Annotated in this window: 18 protein-coding genes; 13 read left to right on the top strand and 5 right to left on the bottom strand. The window is 61.1% G+C overall.

All coding sequences use genetic code 11. From position 1 onward, the window contains the following. The first annotated feature begins 28 nt into the window (after nt 1–28). From P3T43_RS13680 to P3T43_RS13665, 4 genes are all read left to right on the top strand, one after another. A complete protein-coding gene (locus tag P3T43_RS13680; protein ID WP_429281583.1) occupies nt 29–469 on the top strand; it encodes a MarR family winged helix-turn-helix transcriptional regulator in 441 nt (146 codons plus the stop codon). A 383-nt stretch (nt 470–852) separates the two neighbouring features. Further along, nucleotides 853–1,650 (top strand): LysR family transcriptional regulator, encoded by a 798-nt coding sequence (locus tag P3T43_RS13675; protein ID WP_429281582.1) that lies wholly within the window; start codon nt 853–855, stop codon nt 1,648–1,650. Nucleotides 1,651–2,051: 401 nt separating this feature from the next. Then, entirely contained in the window at nt 2,052–2,756 is a 705-nt protein-coding gene (locus P3T43_RS13670) for an SOS response-associated peptidase (protein WP_429281581.1), read from the top strand. 166 nt (nt 2,757–2,922) lie between these two features. Further along, entirely contained in the window at nt 2,923–3,231 is a 309-nt protein-coding gene (locus tag P3T43_RS13665) for a hypothetical protein (RefSeq protein ID WP_429281580.1), read from the top strand. A gap of 136 nt (nt 3,232–3,367) precedes the next feature. Here P3T43_RS13665 and ribA read toward each other — a convergent pair whose 3' ends face one another. Beyond that, on the bottom strand, nt 3,368–4,012 hold the full coding sequence (gene ribA / locus P3T43_RS13660) for a GTP cyclohydrolase II (RefSeq protein WP_429281579.1): 645 nt from the start codon (nt 4,010–4,012) through the stop codon (nt 3,368–3,370). 299 nt (nt 4,013–4,311) lie between these two features. Here ribA and P3T43_RS13655 point away from each other — a divergent pair, with 299 nt between their 5' ends. After that, the gene (locus P3T43_RS13655; RefSeq protein ID WP_429281578.1) at nt 4,312–4,752 is read left to right on the top strand and encodes a CBS domain-containing protein; all 441 of its coding nucleotides are present in this window, start codon (nt 4,312–4,314) and stop codon (nt 4,750–4,752) included. A 196-nt stretch (nt 4,753–4,948) separates the two neighbouring features. On the opposite strand, the gene P3T43_RS13650 is transcribed toward P3T43_RS13655, so the two are convergent. Together P3T43_RS13650 and P3T43_RS13645 are read right to left on the bottom strand one after the other, a co-directional pair. Beyond that, on the bottom strand, nt 4,949–5,302 hold the full coding sequence (locus P3T43_RS13650) for a DUF4148 domain-containing protein (RefSeq protein ID WP_429281577.1): 354 nt from the start codon (nt 5,300–5,302) through the stop codon (nt 4,949–4,951). Nucleotides 5,303–5,598: 296 nt separating this feature from the next. Then, nucleotides 5,599–6,231 (bottom strand): DNA-3-methyladenine glycosylase, encoded by a 633-nt coding sequence (locus P3T43_RS13645; protein ID WP_429281576.1) that lies wholly within the window; start codon nt 6,229–6,231, stop codon nt 5,599–5,601. 339 nt (nt 6,232–6,570) lie between these two features. Between P3T43_RS13645 and P3T43_RS13640 the strand changes: the two genes are divergently transcribed. Continuing rightward, on the top strand, nt 6,571–6,930 hold the full coding sequence (locus tag P3T43_RS13640; RefSeq protein ID WP_429281575.1) for a BON domain-containing protein: 360 nt from the start codon (nt 6,571–6,573) through the stop codon (nt 6,928–6,930). Between the two features lie 59 nt (nt 6,931–6,989). On the opposite strand, the gene P3T43_RS13635 is transcribed toward P3T43_RS13640, so the two are convergent. After that, nucleotides 6,990–8,144: an acyl-CoA dehydrogenase family protein gene (locus P3T43_RS13635; protein ID WP_429281574.1), complete on the bottom strand. Its 1,155-nt coding sequence runs from the start codon at nt 8,142–8,144 to the stop codon at nt 6,990–6,992. A 207-nt stretch (nt 8,145–8,351) separates the two neighbouring features. On the opposite strand from P3T43_RS13635, the gene P3T43_RS13630 reads away from it, so the two are divergent. Beyond that, nucleotides 8,352–9,431 (top strand): calcium:proton antiporter, encoded by a 1,080-nt coding sequence (locus P3T43_RS13630; protein WP_429281573.1) that lies wholly within the window; start codon nt 8,352–8,354, stop codon nt 9,429–9,431. A 27-nt stretch (nt 9,432–9,458) separates the two neighbouring features. Here the strand turns inward: P3T43_RS13630 and P3T43_RS13625 are convergent, their stop codons facing one another. Next, the gene (locus P3T43_RS13625; protein ID WP_429281572.1) at nt 9,459–10,340 is read right to left on the bottom strand and encodes a LysR substrate-binding domain-containing protein; all 882 of its coding nucleotides are present in this window, start codon (nt 10,338–10,340) and stop codon (nt 9,459–9,461) included. A gap of 509 nt (nt 10,341–10,849) precedes the next feature. Here P3T43_RS13625 and P3T43_RS13620 point away from each other — a divergent pair. The 6 genes from P3T43_RS13620 to P3T43_RS13595 all read left to right on the top strand — a co-directional run bounded on the left by P3T43_RS13620 (nt 10,850) and on the right by P3T43_RS13595 (nt 16,669). Beyond that, nucleotides 10,850–11,944 (top strand): ABC transporter substrate-binding protein, encoded by a 1,095-nt coding sequence (locus tag P3T43_RS13620; protein WP_429281571.1) that lies wholly within the window; start codon nt 10,850–10,852, stop codon nt 11,942–11,944. A gap of 128 nt (nt 11,945–12,072) precedes the next feature. Next, complete coding sequence (locus tag P3T43_RS13615; protein WP_429281713.1) at nt 12,073–12,945, top strand: ABC transporter permease; 873 nt, start codon at nt 12,073–12,075, stop codon at nt 12,943–12,945. Continuing rightward, complete coding sequence (locus P3T43_RS13610) at nt 12,942–13,811, top strand: ABC transporter permease (protein WP_429281570.1); 870 nt, start codon at nt 12,942–12,944, stop codon at nt 13,809–13,811. Before P3T43_RS13615 ends, P3T43_RS13610 begins: the two co-directional genes overlap by 4 nt. A 67-nt stretch (nt 13,812–13,878) precedes the next feature. Next, on the top strand, nt 13,879–14,952 hold the full coding sequence (locus P3T43_RS13605; protein WP_429281569.1) for an ABC transporter ATP-binding protein: 1,074 nt from the start codon (nt 13,879–13,881) through the stop codon (nt 14,950–14,952). Nucleotides 14,953–15,026: 74 nt separating this feature from the next. Further along, complete coding sequence (locus P3T43_RS13600) at nt 15,027–15,863, top strand: transporter substrate-binding domain-containing protein (RefSeq protein WP_429281568.1); 837 nt, start codon at nt 15,027–15,029, stop codon at nt 15,861–15,863. Nucleotides 15,864–15,925: 62 nt separating this feature from the next. Then, nucleotides 15,926–16,669, top strand: coding sequence for an amino acid ABC transporter permease (locus P3T43_RS13595; protein WP_429281567.1), 744 nt, complete (start codon nt 15,926–15,928; stop codon nt 16,667–16,669). Nucleotides 16,670–16,671 lie beyond the last annotated feature (2 nt).

Below are 16,671 nucleotides of genomic sequence, written 5' to 3'. Positions count from 1 at the left end.
CCGATCAGGAAATGCCGAGGAGAAGGATGTGACGGATCGTGAGCGATACGGCCCAGTGTTTATGCGCGCGGCGCGTTACATCGTCCGGGTGTATAACCGGCATCTTGCCGACATGATGCTTACCGCCAGCCAGCATGCAATCCTCGAAGCAGTGGGACATTCCGGTCCTATCGCGCTTCAGGACCTGGCAGACGAACTGGTCGTAGAACGCTCTGCACTGCAAAGAACGCTACAACCGTTGAAGAAGACTGGACTTGTGTTATCGCGGGCGGACGCAAATGAAAGAAGACGGACACTGTATTTGTTGACCGACGAGGGACGCAGATTACTCGAACTATCAGCAGTCCGTGTCTGTTCCGCCGAAGCAGAAATAGACCAGCTATTTAATTCGTCGGACGTTTCAACTGTTCGCGACGGTTTGCTGCCCGTCGCGAACGTTTTCCGTGAAAAACTGGTGTCGACCAACTAGGCACTACGCTACCTCTGCACCGCATGGATCACCTGCCCGGCCGCTCGCCCGTGATCCCGTTTATCGCATGTGCCGAGCGTCGTGTTCATTCGGATGCCCGTGGAGAAAAGAGAGGCCACGGGAAAATCCCGCGCCCCACGCCACAACAATTCCTCGCATGATTACAATAGCACCGGAATATGCCGTTAAAGTCGACGGCCCAATCTCTCGCGGATAGCATGTGACACGTTTCCTCGCGTTACGGAAATGGACGCGGCTTTTCGTCATACCAGTCACGCGTCATCGACCGGCGTCCAACATCGCGATGCGTGAGGTCACACCTTGGAAGCGATGCCCCAACGTCGCTCACACAAGACACTATCTCGGCGTATCAGGAAGGCGAAGTGAAATTCGAGCTGCGACAAATGGAAATCTTTCGCGCAGTGATGCTGACCGGAACGGTTAGTGGTGCAGCGCGAATGCTTTACGTATCGCAGCCGGCGGTGAGCCGACTGCTGAACCATACCGAAACCAGTCTTGGCCTCAAGCTCTTCGAGCGCACCGGCGGGAAGCTCTTGCCGACGCCCGCGGCGGTGGCGCTCTTCGAAGAGGTGCAACCGGTCTACGATGTTGCGCTCAATGTAGACCGCTTCGTTGAAAATCTGGCGAATCAATCCACGATCGAAATCAGCATCAGCTGTAGTCCTGCTTTGGGAATGAGTCTGTTAACGCGGGTCATCGAGGTATTTCATAAACGTAATCCCAAGACACGGATTCGTTTTTTTACGACGCTTACCGTCGATGTGCCCAATGAGTGGCTTAGCAAAAAAGCCGATCTGGCCGAACACGAGACCATATTCCCGTCACCTGGCATTGCATTCGGAAGACTCATCCGCTCCACGCTCGAAGGGTATGGAGTCGAGATAACACCGACTCTTGAAGTCCCACGCGCCGAGCTGGCATGCGCGCTAGCTCGGCGCTCCCTTGGAGTGGCAGTGGTCGACGAGTTTTGTGCGGGTGACGGTCTCTGGACAGGACTGCTGATCAGACCGCTCGTCGAGCCCATTACCTACAACATCAACCTTATCTATCCGAAGTTCTCCGTCCGTTCGCATGCAGTGGAACAGTTCATCCCGATCTTGCGCGAATGCATGAGGCTGTATGAAACAGACAAGGCCTACGCGTTGACTGGGCAAGCTTAGCCGCAGCGCTAATGCTGGCCGGCGTTCAACAACATCCAGATCCGGCGCGACGGTGACCCTTCGATGATTCTTGCAAACACTCCCCGGCATCGAACGCAGGTGTAGTGCTCTTCCACGCGCGCATCTTTAACCGCACTGGCGGCATTGAGCGTGAGATCCTGGTGCGGCGGTTCAGTTGCGGACTGACCGTATAGGTCAGCGCATCGCGTGCAGGGTTGAATCCAAAGGTCCATATGTCGGTCAACACTATTTGCGTAAGCCCACGCCAGAGGGTCGTGGTTACGCTGGGAGGCGCTCTATTGCACGTCCAACTCATGCTACGTAATGCAGTCTTGCTGTGGGTATCAGGAAGAAATGTCGCCCGATGGGAATATTATGTCATTTCGAAGAGGACGCCCTGAATGTGCACAAGCTACGAGTCAAACAACCCGGCTGAACGCTTTGACGCTTTCAGCATGTTTCCTGCGCCAGACTTTGACTACAGGCACGAGATTTACAAGGACTATGCCGCGCCAGTTTTCAGGCGTATCGAGGGCGGCTGGTCGACCGACGCAGCGACGTTCGGTATGGTCCCACGCAAGCGCATTCCACCGCACATAAAAGTGTTCGACACGATGAACGCACGCGCCGAGACGATCGGTGAGAAGCGCAGTTTCAACGGTGCCTGGAATCGCCTGCAACTCTGTCTCATCCCCTGCCAGACTTTTTTTGAGCCGAACTACGAAACGGGAAAGGCCGTGCGCTGGCGAATCCGCGTTGCCGGCAGTGAGCCAACCGCCGTAGCGGGTTTATGGCGTGCATGGGAAGAACCTGATGGCGCTGCATCGTTGTCGTTCACGATGCTCACGGTAAACGCAGATCAACATCCTCTGATGCGGCGCTTCCACAAACCTGGCGACGAGAAAAGATCGGTGGTCATTATTCGGCCGGACGCGTACGAGGATTGGCTGTCGTGCCGGAACACCGACGAAGCGAGATCGTTCCTGCAGTTGTACCCCGCCGACGAGATGGATGCTGAGGCGTTTCCGCTACCATCGCGAGCACCGAAAACAAAATCCCCGGAAGCGGAGCCACCCGAAGACGGGCAGCAATCACTCCTCGATTGAAGCGGCATTTTGCCAGGTATACACGCGCAGGGAATCGGGACTCTCAATGCCACGGCCGAAGTTCCTGAACAATCAGGCTGGACGGCCGTTTCTGGAACCAGTAATCTGAGCCTGTGGGATGAGGGAGCTTGGCTATGCTGGTCCTTAACGACATCGTGGAGCCGACATGCAAGTGAACACAGAAGCGCTTGTTGAAATGCTGCGAGAAGTGGAAGCCGACGACCCGATCGACTACGCCGATCTCCCCTTCGGCGAGCAGGAACTCAGACGTCTCGTCATGAGTTCGCTCGTCGAGCGCCATCATCGGGTGGAAGCGGGCATGTCCAGCTCCGACATCCATGCGCTTTACCTGCTGAGTACCGCGAAGCTCGTTCTGGAAAACACGGTGCTCCACGCAAGGCTGCTTTTACTTCAGGGACAACAGGTTGACGTGCAGTCACTGCTAGCCCCGTTCACCCTCAAGGGCAAGCTTTGAACCGGTTGTCTTCAGCAGCGCTCGCTGCCACGAACAACCGCTAAGTCATCCTGCTTACTTATATTCCCGAAATCGAAAGAAGATCACGGAGCGATGGCCAGGAGACACCGCTGTTCACAGCAATAGCGCTATGGCATCAATTCTCGTCGAAGTAATGCCCGAACTTGACCTGCTTGGTGCGGATATAGCGTTCGTTTTCCTCGCGCATCGGAATCGCCAGCGCGACCCGCTCGCACACGGGAATACCGTGCTGCGACAAGGTGTCGAACTTCTTTGGATTGTTGCTCATCAAGCGCACCGAGGTGACCTTCAATGTGCGCAGAATGCCGGCGGCCGAATCGTATTCGCGTGAATCGTCAGGCAAGCCGAGATCGAGATTCGCCTCGACCGTATCACGGCCCTGCTCCTGCAGCGCATAGGCGCGAATCTTGTTCGACAACCCGATTCCGCGGCCTTCGTGACCACGCAGATAGAGCAGAATGCCGCGGCCTTCGGCGGCGATATAGCGCAGCGCCAGATCCAGTTGCTCGCCGCAATCACAGCGGTACGAACCGAGCACGTCGCCGGTCAGGCACTCCGAATGCAGGCGCGTGAGCACCGGTTCGTCGCCGGCGACCTCGCCCATCACGAGCGCGAGATGTTCCGTGCCGCTGTCACACACGCGAAAAACGTAGGACGTAAAAGTGCCGTAGCGGGTAGGAAGCGTGGCGACCGCATCGAGAATGACGCATTCGCCGTTGTGTTGGTCGTCTGCGACAGACGGAGAGTGAGGCGTGGGCATAGCGTTTGGCAAAGGCACTGTCATGAACCCGTGAACAACCGGGGATAAAGTATGGAACTGGAGTTTACCGCTAATCGGCCCCGGACACTTGCCGTCGCGTGACATACGGCTAAATGGACCGCGGCGATGCCCATGCCAGCTCACGTATCGGCCTATGCACAAGTCAGCCGGATAAACGCCCATCACCAGGTATTTGCCCATGAGTGCCCGATGCGCGCCTGCCGCCTATACTGAAACTGTTTTCCAATACGACCGCACGTCCCGTGCCGACGTGCTGCACTGCGATACGGAGCCGCTCTATGACTAGCGTTGCGCAACTTCTGAAATCCAAACCGGATCAAGGCGTTTTTACGGTAGCAGCAGACGATTCCGTCTATGACGCGATCAAACTGATGGCGGAAAAGCAGATCGGCGCGCTGGTCGTGACCGACGGCGACAGCATTGCCGGGATCATCACCGAGCGCGACTATGCACGCAAGGTGGTGCTGATGGACCGCGCGTCGAAAGCGACACCTGTGCGCGACATCATGAGCAAAGCGGTGCGTTTCGTGCACCTGAACCAGACCACGGACGAATGCATGGCGCTCATGACCGAGCGGCGCATGCGCCATCTACCGGTAATCGATGAGGACAGGCTGGTCGGCATGGTGTCGATCGGCGATCTGGTGAAGAACATCATCGCCGAACAGCAGTTCACGATCCAGCAACTCGAGTTCTACATCACGGGCGAGCATCCCTGATGCCGGTGCTGCGCGACGGCGAGCGTCGTGGCAGCAAAAAAAGCCCAAGCCGCGAGGGGGTTGGGCAAAGCTACCTTGCGGCAGCGGAGGTTCGTGCAATTCGTATCAGTAGAGGTGTGCCGCGTGCATCGATTGCAGCGGCATCCCCTTGGGTAGGAAAACGCCATCCCGGGCGATCAGGCACAGCTAGAGCCGGTTAGTGGCCGAAGTAGACCTGCTGGTTACGCGCCACCGGCTGCATGGTTTGCATCGAGCCCGAGGCCGACGAACCGGTGGTCGAGGGACCATAGCCGCTGGTGTCCGCAACCGGCTGCTGGGCCACCGCCGGGCTTTCCGCCTGCACGCGACGCTCGGCGGCCTGGACGTCGGCCGGATAGGTCGCGTCGTTCGAAATAGACGGGTTGTAGCCCGCCTGCTCCAGCTGGATCAACTGGTTCTTCACCTCGGCACGCGTCACGGGCTGCTGGGCGGTGTCCGCTGCCTGCGCGAAGGCGGCGACCGGCGCGGCGAGGACGGCAGCGATAGCAACAGCTTGAATGAGCGACTTCATGATGGCTTACCTCCAGATCAGGTTTTTTGACTTCGCTTGACACTTCATGTGAAAAGCGGGTAATTCCAGTCTAGCCAGCACCCTCTCAAGGGAAAACCCTTAATTACGAGATATATAATTGCGAAATTCGCAAGATTGATCGGGAACCCGGCCAAATTTCCTGCGACCTGACGGATATCGCGTAGCAATTGCCTGTTTCGTAATATTTGTAGGCGGACGATCAATCCGCCCAGCGCAAGATTGTCCGCTCTCCTGAAGAACGGCCCGCCGTCACGGCTCGCGGTGGCGAAACAAGCTCAGATCGCCGGCGTTGACGGCTGCGTCAAAAGCTTGCGCGGGCCGCTGACAAATGGACTGCCCGGCACATAGAAACGCAGCGGCCGGTGCATTTCGCGCGACAAGCCGATGCGCGTGGTGACGGCGACCGGCACCTCCTCCGCTTCGATCCTGCCAACCCAGAGATCGCGGCCGGTACACAGATCCACGCCGTCGAATGCTTGCCCGATGCCGAGCGCCGTCGAAAGACGACCCGGCCCGCGCGCGAGATCGCGCAGGCTCACGCCGGGGCGGCGCGCCTCGATCAAGGCGAGACCTTCCAGCGGTTCGATCGCGCGGAACAGAATGCCGGCGCCCGTCCCCTCGATCTCGCCCGACATGTTGAACATGTACGAGACGCCATAGGTGAGGCGCACATGGGCATGCCCGCGCGCCAGGAACATGGCAGCGTTATGCGGTCGCTTGCCGATAAACGCATAACTGGTCGAATCGCCGACCGGATACGCCTCGGTCTCGACGATGCGCCCGCTCATGCGGCCTTCCGGCACATCGCGCACGAGGTATTTGCCGATCATGAAGCGAGCCAGCTCGACCGTATCGATCGGCAGGTCGTCGCGGCGCAACGGGATGATCGGAAGCAACGGAAGCGTCATAGGGGTGTGGGCCGGTAAAAGATGTCCGCTCAACGAAAAGCGGCCAGCAATTCTGCCCAATGACTGACTCTTTGTTGCGATTGTGAGGCAATCCGTTGTATCAAAGCAGCATTTCCACTGACGCTTGCGTTCAAAATTCTTTCAATTGGAGTATTGTTACATTCCGGTCACGCGCACAGCTCTCGCAGGCTTGCATGTGCCTCGGCCCGGTTCATCAGTAGACAGGTTTGCATCACTCGCAGCAACGTTTCACTCAGATTTGATCCCGAAGTACCCGTTGGTGCAATCCTGCGGTTCCCTCTGGAATCGTGACGAAACATGACAATTGGAGAAACTCGAATGAAAGCAATCCAGGCAATGAAGGTCATCGGTGGCGCGCTCATCGTTGCGGCATCCCTCAACGCATATGCTCAAAGCAGCGATGCCATGGCCGCATCGGGCGCGATGTCCGCCGCTCCGACCGCCAAGTCCGCCAAGGCCGCAGACCGTGCTTTGCAACGCAGCGTGCGTAAGACGCTGTCGAAGACCAAGGGCGTGAGCGTCGACAACATCACGGTCCACGCACGCAACGGTGCCGTTATTCTGGAAGGCTCGGTGCCCGACCAGTCGCAAATCGACCCGGCAACGCAAGCCGCTCAAGGCGTGGCAGGCGTGACCTCGGTGAAGAACGACCTGACGATCCGTCCGATCGGACAGTAAGCGCATCAGACCGGGCGCAACCTTGCATGATCAAAGGTTGCGCCCGCTTCCCCCTACTTTCAACCCTCGAAACTGCGCTGCATCTCACGCGCAATCACAATCTGCTGGATCTGCGTCGTGCCTTCGTAAATGCGAAAGAGGCGCACGTCACGGTAGAAACGCTCGATCCCGTACTCGCTCATATAGCCCGCCCCGCCAAAGATCTGCACGGCACGATCCGCCACTCTTCCGCACATTTCCGTCGCGAACATCTTGGCGCATGAAGCTTCGCTCGTGACCCGCTCGCCTGCATCGCGACGGCGCGCCGCGTCGACGATCATGCAGCGCGAAGCATAAATCTCCGCCTGGCTATCGGCCAGCATGGCCTGGATCAATTCGAATTCGACGATCGCCTTGCCGAACTGCTTGCGTTCCATGGCGTAGCGCAGCGCATCCGCCAGCATGCGTTCGGCCGCGCCGGTCGCCACCGCGGCGATATGCAGACGCCCCTTGTCGAGCACCTTCATGGCGGTCTTGAAGCCCACGCCCTCCTTCTCGCCGATCAGATTCGCCACCGGCACACGGCAGTTCTCGAAGATCACGTCGCAGGTATGCGCGCCCTTCTGACCCATCTTGCGGTCGATCTTGCCAAGCGACAGCCCCGCCGTGCCCGCTTCGACGACGAACGCCGAGATTGCGCCGGCGCCTTTCGCGGTGGGATCCGTGCGCGCCATCACGGTAAAGAGGCCCGCTTCCGGGGCGTTCGTAATGAAGCGCTTGGTGCCGTTCAGGACATAGTGATCGCCGTCGAGCACGGCCGTGGTTCTGAGCGATGCCGCATCCGACCCGGCTTCCGGCTCGGTCAGGCAAAACGAGCCGATCAACTCGCCCGATGCCAGCCGCGGCAGGTACTTCTCCTTCTGCGCATCCGTGCCGTCGATGACGATACCGGTGGAGCCGATTCCGTTGTTGCTGCCGATTGCCGAACGAAACGCCGGCGAGGTTTTGCCGAGCTCGATGGCGGCCAGCACTTCCTCTTCCATGGTCAGACCCAGGCCGCCGAATTCTTCGGGCAAACACAAACCGAACAGACCGAGGTCCTTCATCTCCTGCAACAGGGCAGCGGGAATCTGATCGGTTTCAGCGACGATTTCCTCATTCGGCACCAGCCGTTCACGGACAAAACGTATGATGCTATCGAGCAGCAGATTCAGGGTTTCCTGACTTCGAATCACAACGTCTCCTTGAAAACTCGCGTTCGCTATGGATACATATTCGTTATAGTTTAATGTACTAGCGCGCACTCCTGATTCATTGCTTCAAGTTGCATGCATGCTCCGGTTGCAACGAAAAATGCACCTCTCCGCATGATCTGGCCGGCCATGCCTGAGCACGGGCACGCCTCGTTTTCACACCATCCGCATTAGAAAAGGAACGTTTGCATGACCACTTCGCCCGCCCTGCCTCGCTGGACCATCGCCACGCCCATTGCCGCCTGGCTTGTGCTCGCTGCAGCCTATGCACTGCCGGGAAATGGTGTCCTGCTGGCGCTGGTCGGCGTGGCCCTGGCCGGCGCCGTGTTCGCCGCCGTCCATCACGCCGAGGTGGTTGCGCACCGGGTCGGCGAACCGTTCGGCACGCTGCTGCTGGCGGTAGCCGTCACGGTGATCGAAGTCGCACTGATCGTCTCGGTGATGTTGACGTCGGGTCCCGAGAAGGCCGGCCTTGCGCGCGATACGGTGTTCGCCGCAGTGATGATCGTGTGTAACGGCATCGTCGGCATCTGCCTGCTGGTGGGCGGCATTCGCCATCGCGAACAGGACTTCCACGCACGCGGCGCCGCCGCCACACTCGCGGTGCTCGCATCCCTATCCGTCATGACGCTGGTGATGCCGAACTTCACCACCACGCGCGAAGGCCCGCTGCTGTCGTCGTCACAACTGGCGTTTGCGGGGGTATCGTCGCTGGTGCTGTACGGCGTGTTTGTGTTCGTGCAGACGGTGCGGCATCGCGACTATTTTCTCGCCGCCACGCCTGACGAAAGCGTTCACGCGGAGCCGCCCAGCGTCATGCAGGCCTCACTGGGTGGCGTGTTGCTGCTGGTGTGTCTGGTAGCCGTAGTGCTGCTCGCGAAACTGCTCTCGCCGACGGTGGAAACCGCCGTGCAAAATATCGGTGCGCCGCCCGCGGTGGTGGGCATCGTGATCGCGGCGCTGGTGCTGTTGCCCGAAGGTCTGGCTGCGATCCGCGCAGCGCGCGCCGACCGCTTGCAGAACAGCTTGAATCTGGCGCTCGGCTCGGCGCTAGCCAGTATTGGTCTGACCATTCCCACTGTCGCCGGCGTCTTTCTGTGGACCGGTCACCCGCTCGTGCTCGGCATCAGCGGTAAAGAAACCGTCCTGCTGATGCTGACGTTGATCATTGCCACCCTCACATTGAGCTCGGGCCGCACCACTATCCTGCAAGGCGCCGTGCACCTGTCGCTCTTTGCGGCCTATCTGTTTCTGTCGTTCGCGCCGTAAGGCGGTGCCAGGCGAGTGGCGCGTCGCTCACCGTCCCTCAGTCCAGTGTTCCGTAATCCATTCGCGGAACAGATTGACCTTCTGCTGATGCGCGACGCAATCCGGATACACGAAGTAATAGCGCCAGCCGGTCATCAACACCGTATCGAACGGCCTCACCAGCCGTTTGGCCGCCACGTCCTCGTCGATCAGCGCAAGGTCGCTGATCGCGACGCCAAACCCCTGTAAAGCCGCGTTCGTGGCCAGATCGAGCGTGTCGAAACTCGGGCCGTGGCCTGCATCGATATCGCGCGCCTCAACGTGATCGAGCCACATCTTCCAGTCGCGATGATCGCGGGTCGGGTGCAGCAGCGTGTGGCGCGCCAGATCGGCGACGCTATCGAGCGGCCTGTCGTTGAGCAACTCGGGCGCGCAGACTGGCGTCAGGCGCTCTTCGAAGAGCGGCACGGCCTGCACGTCGGCGCCCGGCGACGAACCGTAGATGATCGCGGCGTCGAACGGCTCGATCTGGAAATCGACGTCGTGCTGCCAGGTGGTAGTGATCTGCACATGCAGATCCGGATATTCGGCCTGAAACTGCATGATCTTCGGCAGCATCCAGCGCATCACGCAGGTCGGTACCTTCAACGCCAGATCGGTCCGCTGGCGCGTGAGGCGCAGCGAGATTTCCTCGATCCGCGCGAAGCTTTCCTTCACAGCCGGCAACAGCAACTCGCCTTCTGCTGTAAGCGTAAGGCCCTTCGCCTGGCGTTTGAAAAGCGGAAACTTGTAGTAGTCTTCAAGCGCAAGAATCTGCCGGCTGACCGCGCCTTGCGTCAGGCACAGATGGTCGGCCGCACGCGTGAAGCTGCGGTGCCGCGCAACGGTCTCGAAGATCTGCAGCGCGTTCAGCGGGGGAAGTCGTCGCATGGGCGCGGTCCGGTATCAGAAAAATGCATCGCAGGACATGCGTCGAACGCACTGTTCATTGTCCAGCAAGCCCTTAGCATAAGCGATCAAAAACGCCGCGTCTTCCGCCCCCGCGAAAATCCCATGAATCCTGTTCATGACGCCACGTGTCGTGCCGCCGATATTCACGTGGCTCGTGCCCCCGTCGCACTGGAACGGGGCAAGATCGGCACTGCCGAACGCGTTCTTGCACCACGTTTGATGTTTCCTCATACCGCGCGTTTCAGGTCGCGCTTACCGGACCCTGAACGTAAACCCGCATCTCCCCTCTCCTCTGCGATTGAGACCATCTTTCGCTCTTCCGCGTGCGTCAGCACACAACGCTGCGGGCATGAGCTTCCGTCATGGCGCCCATGCACAGATTTCGTTTGTTGCGTGATTTTGGCAATCCTAAAGTGCATCCACCCGCAACGCGTTCGCAAGCCACGACTCACGCGAAAGTTGCCCTGTTCAATCTCGGAGAGACGCTCATGCAGAACATCAAATACGGCCGACGCCAGGCCATCAAGACGCTGGGTGCTGCGCTGGCGGCGGCGTCGCTGCCCATGCCCTTCGTCAATCTGAGGGCGCAGGAGCAGAACTTCTCCGGCAAGACCCTGCGTCTGTTGACCTGGTCCGACGACACGGGCGCCGCAGCCCTGCGCAATATCGCCGCCACCTTCACGGCCAAAACCGGCGCCAAGGTCATCGCCGACCGCGCCGACGGCACCTCCGGCATGGTCGCCAAGGTCAAGGCCGCCGGCGATCGCCCGACCTACGACGTCATCACCCTGGCGGGCGTCGGTGCCTCGGGACTGGGCGATGCCGGACTGCTGGTCAAACCCGACCTCGACAAACTGCCGAACCTGAAGGACGTGGCGCCGCAATACCGGACCGGCGCGGACGGCTTCGGCGTCGGCTATCTGTTGTGGTCCGATGGCCTGATCTACAACACCTCGACCGTCAAGACCGCGCCGGGTTCGTACGAAGCGCTATGGGATCCGAAGTACTCAGGCCGGCTGTTCCTGCCGCCGCCCGAATGGGCCGAAGCCGTCGACCTTGCGATCATCGCCGCCAAAATGGCCGGTGGTTCGCAGCAGAACATCGACCCGGGCTTCAAAAAGCTCGCAGAACTGAAAGAACGCGTAATGACGCTCGGCGAGAACCCGAACCAGGTGGCCGACCTGTTCCGCACCGGTTCGCTCGATATCGGCGGCATCTATTCGCCGGCGTTTTTCCCCGATCAGATTCGCAAGCCCGAGTACAAGATGGGCGTCACGTACGGCATGAAGGAAGGCTTCGCCACGCAGTTGATGTTCACGGTGATCCCCAAATCGCATCCCGGCGACAGCGATCTGATTCATGCCTTCATCAATCACTCGCTCGATGCCGGCGTGCAAGGCCGCATGGCTGCCGACGTGCTGAACGGCCCCGTCAATTCGAAGGCGGTGATCCCGGCCGAGAGCCGCGCATTCGTGCCCAGCGCGAAGCAGATCGCCGAGAAGGCCGTCCTGCATGACGACAAGGCGCTGGCTGCGGTGCAGGCGGCGTGGATCAAGCGCTACACCGAGATTTTCTCGGCATGACCGCGATGCCGGCGCCCTCTCCGCGGCGGGCACCCCATGCCACGGATACCTCCGGCGCAGCGGACGCGCGCGGCGATTCGAGCAGCGACGGCGCCGATGGTGCCGACGCTCCGCCCGACGAACCAACCATGGCCGTACCCGGCGCCGCGTGGGCAAAGGCACGGCCATGGCTGCTGCTCACACCGATCCTCGTGTTCCTCGCCGTGCTCGCAGCGGCGGCGCTCGTCGTGCTGCGGATGAGTTTCGGCACGCAGGGCAGCGAGTGGCATGGCTTCACGCTGCAGAACTACAAAGATCTGGCTGACAGCTACTTCGTGAAATCCCTGTGGATCACCTTGAAACTGGCGTTTCAAAGCATGGTCTGCGCGGTGTTGCTGGCCATTCCGGTTGCGCTCGCGATGGCGCGCACCGAGTCGCGGCTCGCGCGGCGCCTGCTGCTGGCAGGCGTGCTGCTGCCGCTGCTGGTTAATCTGCTGCTGCAGGGCTATGGGTGGCTGGTGATTCTCGGACCCGCCGGTTTGCTCAATCACGCGTTGCTCGCGAGCGGCCTGATCGAGCGCCCCGTGTTGTGGCTGTACCGCGAGCACGGTGTGTTGCTCGGGTTGATCCAGACGGCCTTCCCGCTCGCCGTGCTGCCGATGTCGAGCGCCATGCGCGCCGTCTCGCGCTCGTACGAAGAAGCCGCTGCCACACTGGGCGCGTCGCGCTGGCAGATCCTGCGCCATGTGATGCTGCCGCTGGCGATGCCCGGGCTCGTCTCCGGTGCCTTGCTGGTGTTCGCGTATAACGCCAGTGCGTTCGCCGTGCCGTTATTGCTCGGCGGCCGGCGCGTGCCGATGCTCGCCGTGCTGGTGCACGACCAGGTGGCGCCGTTGCTGAACTGGCCGGCCGCGTCGGCCTCCGGTGTGGTGCTGATGGTGGCGACGTTGACGGTCATGGCGCTGTCGCAGAGTCTCGTGCGACGCACCCAACGACTCGACCCCGAGGAGCCGTCCGCATGAGCACGCCCGCGTTTCCCGCCAGATTGCGCACGCTGCGCCTGCCGACCACCATGCCCGGCCGCCTCGGCAAGCCGGCCGCGCTGCTCGCCACGATCGTCCTGTTCCTCGCCGCGCTGCCGATCCTGACGATGATTACCATGTCGTTCAGCGCCTCGGACACGCTCGAATTTCCGCCGCCCAGCTACAGCCTGCAGTGGTATCGCGCGGCATGGCACAGCTTTGTCGCACCGGATGCGAACGACGTGCTGTCGATGGGCAGCGCGCTCACCACCAGCCTGATCGTCGCCGTCTCGACGATGATCATCGCCACGCTGGTGTCCGTGCCCGCGGCCTACGCGCTGAGCCGCTACCGGTTTCGCGGCAAGCCGGCGGTCGAGCAACTGGTGGCGTTGCCGCTCGTCTATCCGCTCGTGATGCTCGGGCTCTCGCTGCTGCTGGTGTTCAACGCGTTGCCGGTCGAGCTCGGCGTATTCCGTCTGATCATTGCGCACGTGATTCTGGCGCTGCCGTTCACCGTCAAGAATTGCGCGGCCTCGGTCGCCTCGATCGGCCCCGAGTTCGAGGAAGCCGCCTGCGTGATGGGCGCGACTCCGCGCCGCGCGCTCATCGACGTCGTCTTGCCGCTCATGCGCCCCGGCATTCTGGCCGGCATGCTGTTCGCGTTCATCATCTCGTTCAACGAATTCACGGTGACGTTTTTTCTGTACGGCATCAACACCATGACGCTGCCGGTGTGGCTCTACAGCCGCACGGTGTCGTCGCTAGATCCGACGGTTTTTTCGTTCGCAGTCTTTATCGTCGCAATCGACTTTGCGCTGATCTGGCTGCTCGAGAAGCTCATCGGCGACGAAGGTGTGGCGCTTTGATGCCGCGCCCCGATGTTGCACATGACGTTCTGATTCCTTTGCGGTTCTGGCCCAGCAGGTACTCCTCATGACTCATCTGACATTGCAGGCCGTGACCAAGCGCTTTAACGCCGCATATGCCGTCGATCACGTCGATCTGAGCGTGCCGGACGGCAAGCTGGTGTGTTTCCTCGGACCGTCCGGTTGCGGCAAGACCACGTTGCTGCGCATGATCGCCGGGCTGGAAACACCCACTTCAGGCAGCGTGACCTTCGCCGGCCGTGACATTACGCATCTGCCGGCGAACCAGCGCGATTTCGGCATGGTGTTCCAGTCGCTCGCCCTGTTTCCCCACATGACGGTGGCACAGAACATCGCCTATCCGCTGCGCCTGCGCAATACCGACAAGCTTGCGCAAAGCCAGCGCGTCGCGGCGCTGCTCGATCTGATCCAGTTGCCGCATATGGCCAACCGGCCGGTGACGCAGCTCTCGGGCGGCCAACGGCAACGCGTCGCGATTGCGCGCGCGATCGCGTCGTCGCCGAAGTTGCTGTTGCTCGACGAACCGCTTTCCGCACTCGACGCGAAACTGCGCGAGGCCATGCAGGTGGAAATCCGCCTGCTGCAACAGCGCCTTGGCATCACGACAATCATGGTCACGCACGACCAGCGCGAAGCCATGACCATGGCCGATGAAATCGTGGTCATGGAGAAAGGCCGGATTGCGCAGGTGGGCAAACCGTTGGATATTTATCGCGATCCGGTCAACGAGTTCGTCGCGGACTTCATCGGCCTCGGCAATATCCTGCCCGTGACTTACGACGGTCAAGGCGGCGTGAGTCTGCCGGGCGGCCAGCAGATCGTCGTGTCGCAGCCGGCGCGCGTGCCGGGTTCCGCGTCGGAGATTCGTCTGCTGATCCGTCCGGAAGATGTGTGCGTCAAAACCGCCCCGGCCGATAGCGGCCAGAACCGGCTGAGCGGTACGGTCACCTTCATTCGCGACGTCGGCGCCTCGCTCGAAGCGACCATCGACTGCGCCGGCTTCACGCTGACCGCCGCCACCACGCCGCGCGAAACGCCTGGCCTCGCGCTTGGTATGCCGGTATTCGCGGAATTGCCGCCGCATGCCTGCAAACTGATCGCGGCCCGCGCGCCGCACTGAAGACATGCCTCGATGAGGGCATAGCTCGACGCAACGTGTTATCCGGTACCCACGTTTTTCACAGAGGAACGACCATGACCCTTCCCGCTTCATCTGCTCTGCGTGCCGGGCGTGTCCAGCGCGCTTTTGCGACGCTCGCCACCACGCTGGCGTTCGCCGGCGTCGCCGCCCTGTCCGCGTTCGCGGCGCCCGCCGCCCACGCCGATGCGCTGGATTCGATCGCCAAGTCGGGGGTCGTGCGGATCGGCGTCTTCGAGGACTATCCGCCATTCGGGTCGATTGGCCCGGACATGAAGCCGGAAGGCTATGACATCGACGTCGCCAACCTGATCGGCAAGGCGCTGAACGCGAAGGTCGAACTCGTACAGGTGACGGGCGACAACCGCATGGCCTATCTGGCCGACCATAAGGCCGACCTGCTGCTGTCAGTCGGCCAGACGCCCGAGCGCGAAAAGGTGATTGATTTCTCGCAGCCTTACGCGCCGTACTATCTGGCGGTCTTCGGCCCGAAGAATCTGGCCGTCAAGAACGCGGGCGACCTCGCCGGCAAAACCATCTCGGTGGCGCGCGGCACGCTGGAAGACCTGAGCGTCACCAAGATCGCGCCACCCAGCGCCACCATCAAACGCTTCGACGATCCAAACGGCGCAATCTCGGCGTTCCTTTCCGGCCAGGTCCAGCTGATGGTGGTGGGCAACGACGTGGGCGCCACGATCCTCGCGCGCCACCCGGCCAACGATCCCGAGCAGAAATTCGCGCTGTTCAGTTCGCCCGATCACGTCGGCCTGAACAAGAACGAGCCGCGTCTGAAGCAGAAAATCGACGACACGATTGCGCGCGCCCGCAAGGACGGCACGATGAACGCGATTTCGCAGAAATGGCTGCGTGCGTCGCTGCCGGCCGATCTATAACCCTCCATATCCGGATCACTGTATGGACCGGATGAACCCCGATTCACGATGAGCGGCACGTCATGAGTTATGCGTTCGATTTCAGCGGCTTCGGCGTCTATGCCGGCATGCTGGCACGCGGCACGGCCGTCACGCTCGGGCTCACCGCGGTGTCCACCGTGCTGGGCGGACTCGTGGGGATTGGCGGCGCGAGCGTCGCCGTGGCGGGGCCCCGCTGGGCCCGCACGGTGATTGCCGCGTACGTCGAACTGATCCGGAACACGCCGTTCATCGTGCAGCTGTTTTTCATCTTCTTCGGTTTGCCCAGCCTCGGAATTCATATCGACGAAGTGCAGGCCGCGATTCTGGCGATGACGGTCAATCTCGGCGCCTACGCGATCGAGATCGTACGGGCCGGCATCGAATCGATTTCGCGCGGCCAGGTTCAGGCGGCCCAGGCGCTCGGCTTGCACGGACGCCAGGTGTTCCGCTACGTCGTGTTGCCGCAAGCACTGGCGAACGTGTTTCCCTCGTTGTTAAGCCAGGTGCTGATCGTGATGCTCGGCTCGGCGGTCGTCTCGCAGATCTCCGTGCCGGATCTGACCTACGCGGCCAACTTCATCCAGTCGCGCAACTTCCGCTCGTTCGAAAGCTACGTGATCATCACGGTGACGTATCTGGTGCTTTCGATCGTGTTGCGGCAGTTGCTCAACTGGCTGGGCCGCGGCTTGTTCGCCGGCCGCATGCCGCATCGGCCGGACGAGCCGCGCGGCTGGCGGCTTCTGCTGGCGTGGCGCGGCGCCCGCACCTTCACCACGGAGCGCTGAGC

Source organism: Paraburkholderia sp. GAS41, from assembly GCF_050436545.1.
Taxonomy (GTDB): Bacteria; Pseudomonadota; Gammaproteobacteria; order Burkholderiales; family Burkholderiaceae; genus Paraburkholderia.
Note: the sequence above shows the minus strand (reverse complement) of the source record. Positions and strands in the feature narration are given on the sequence as shown.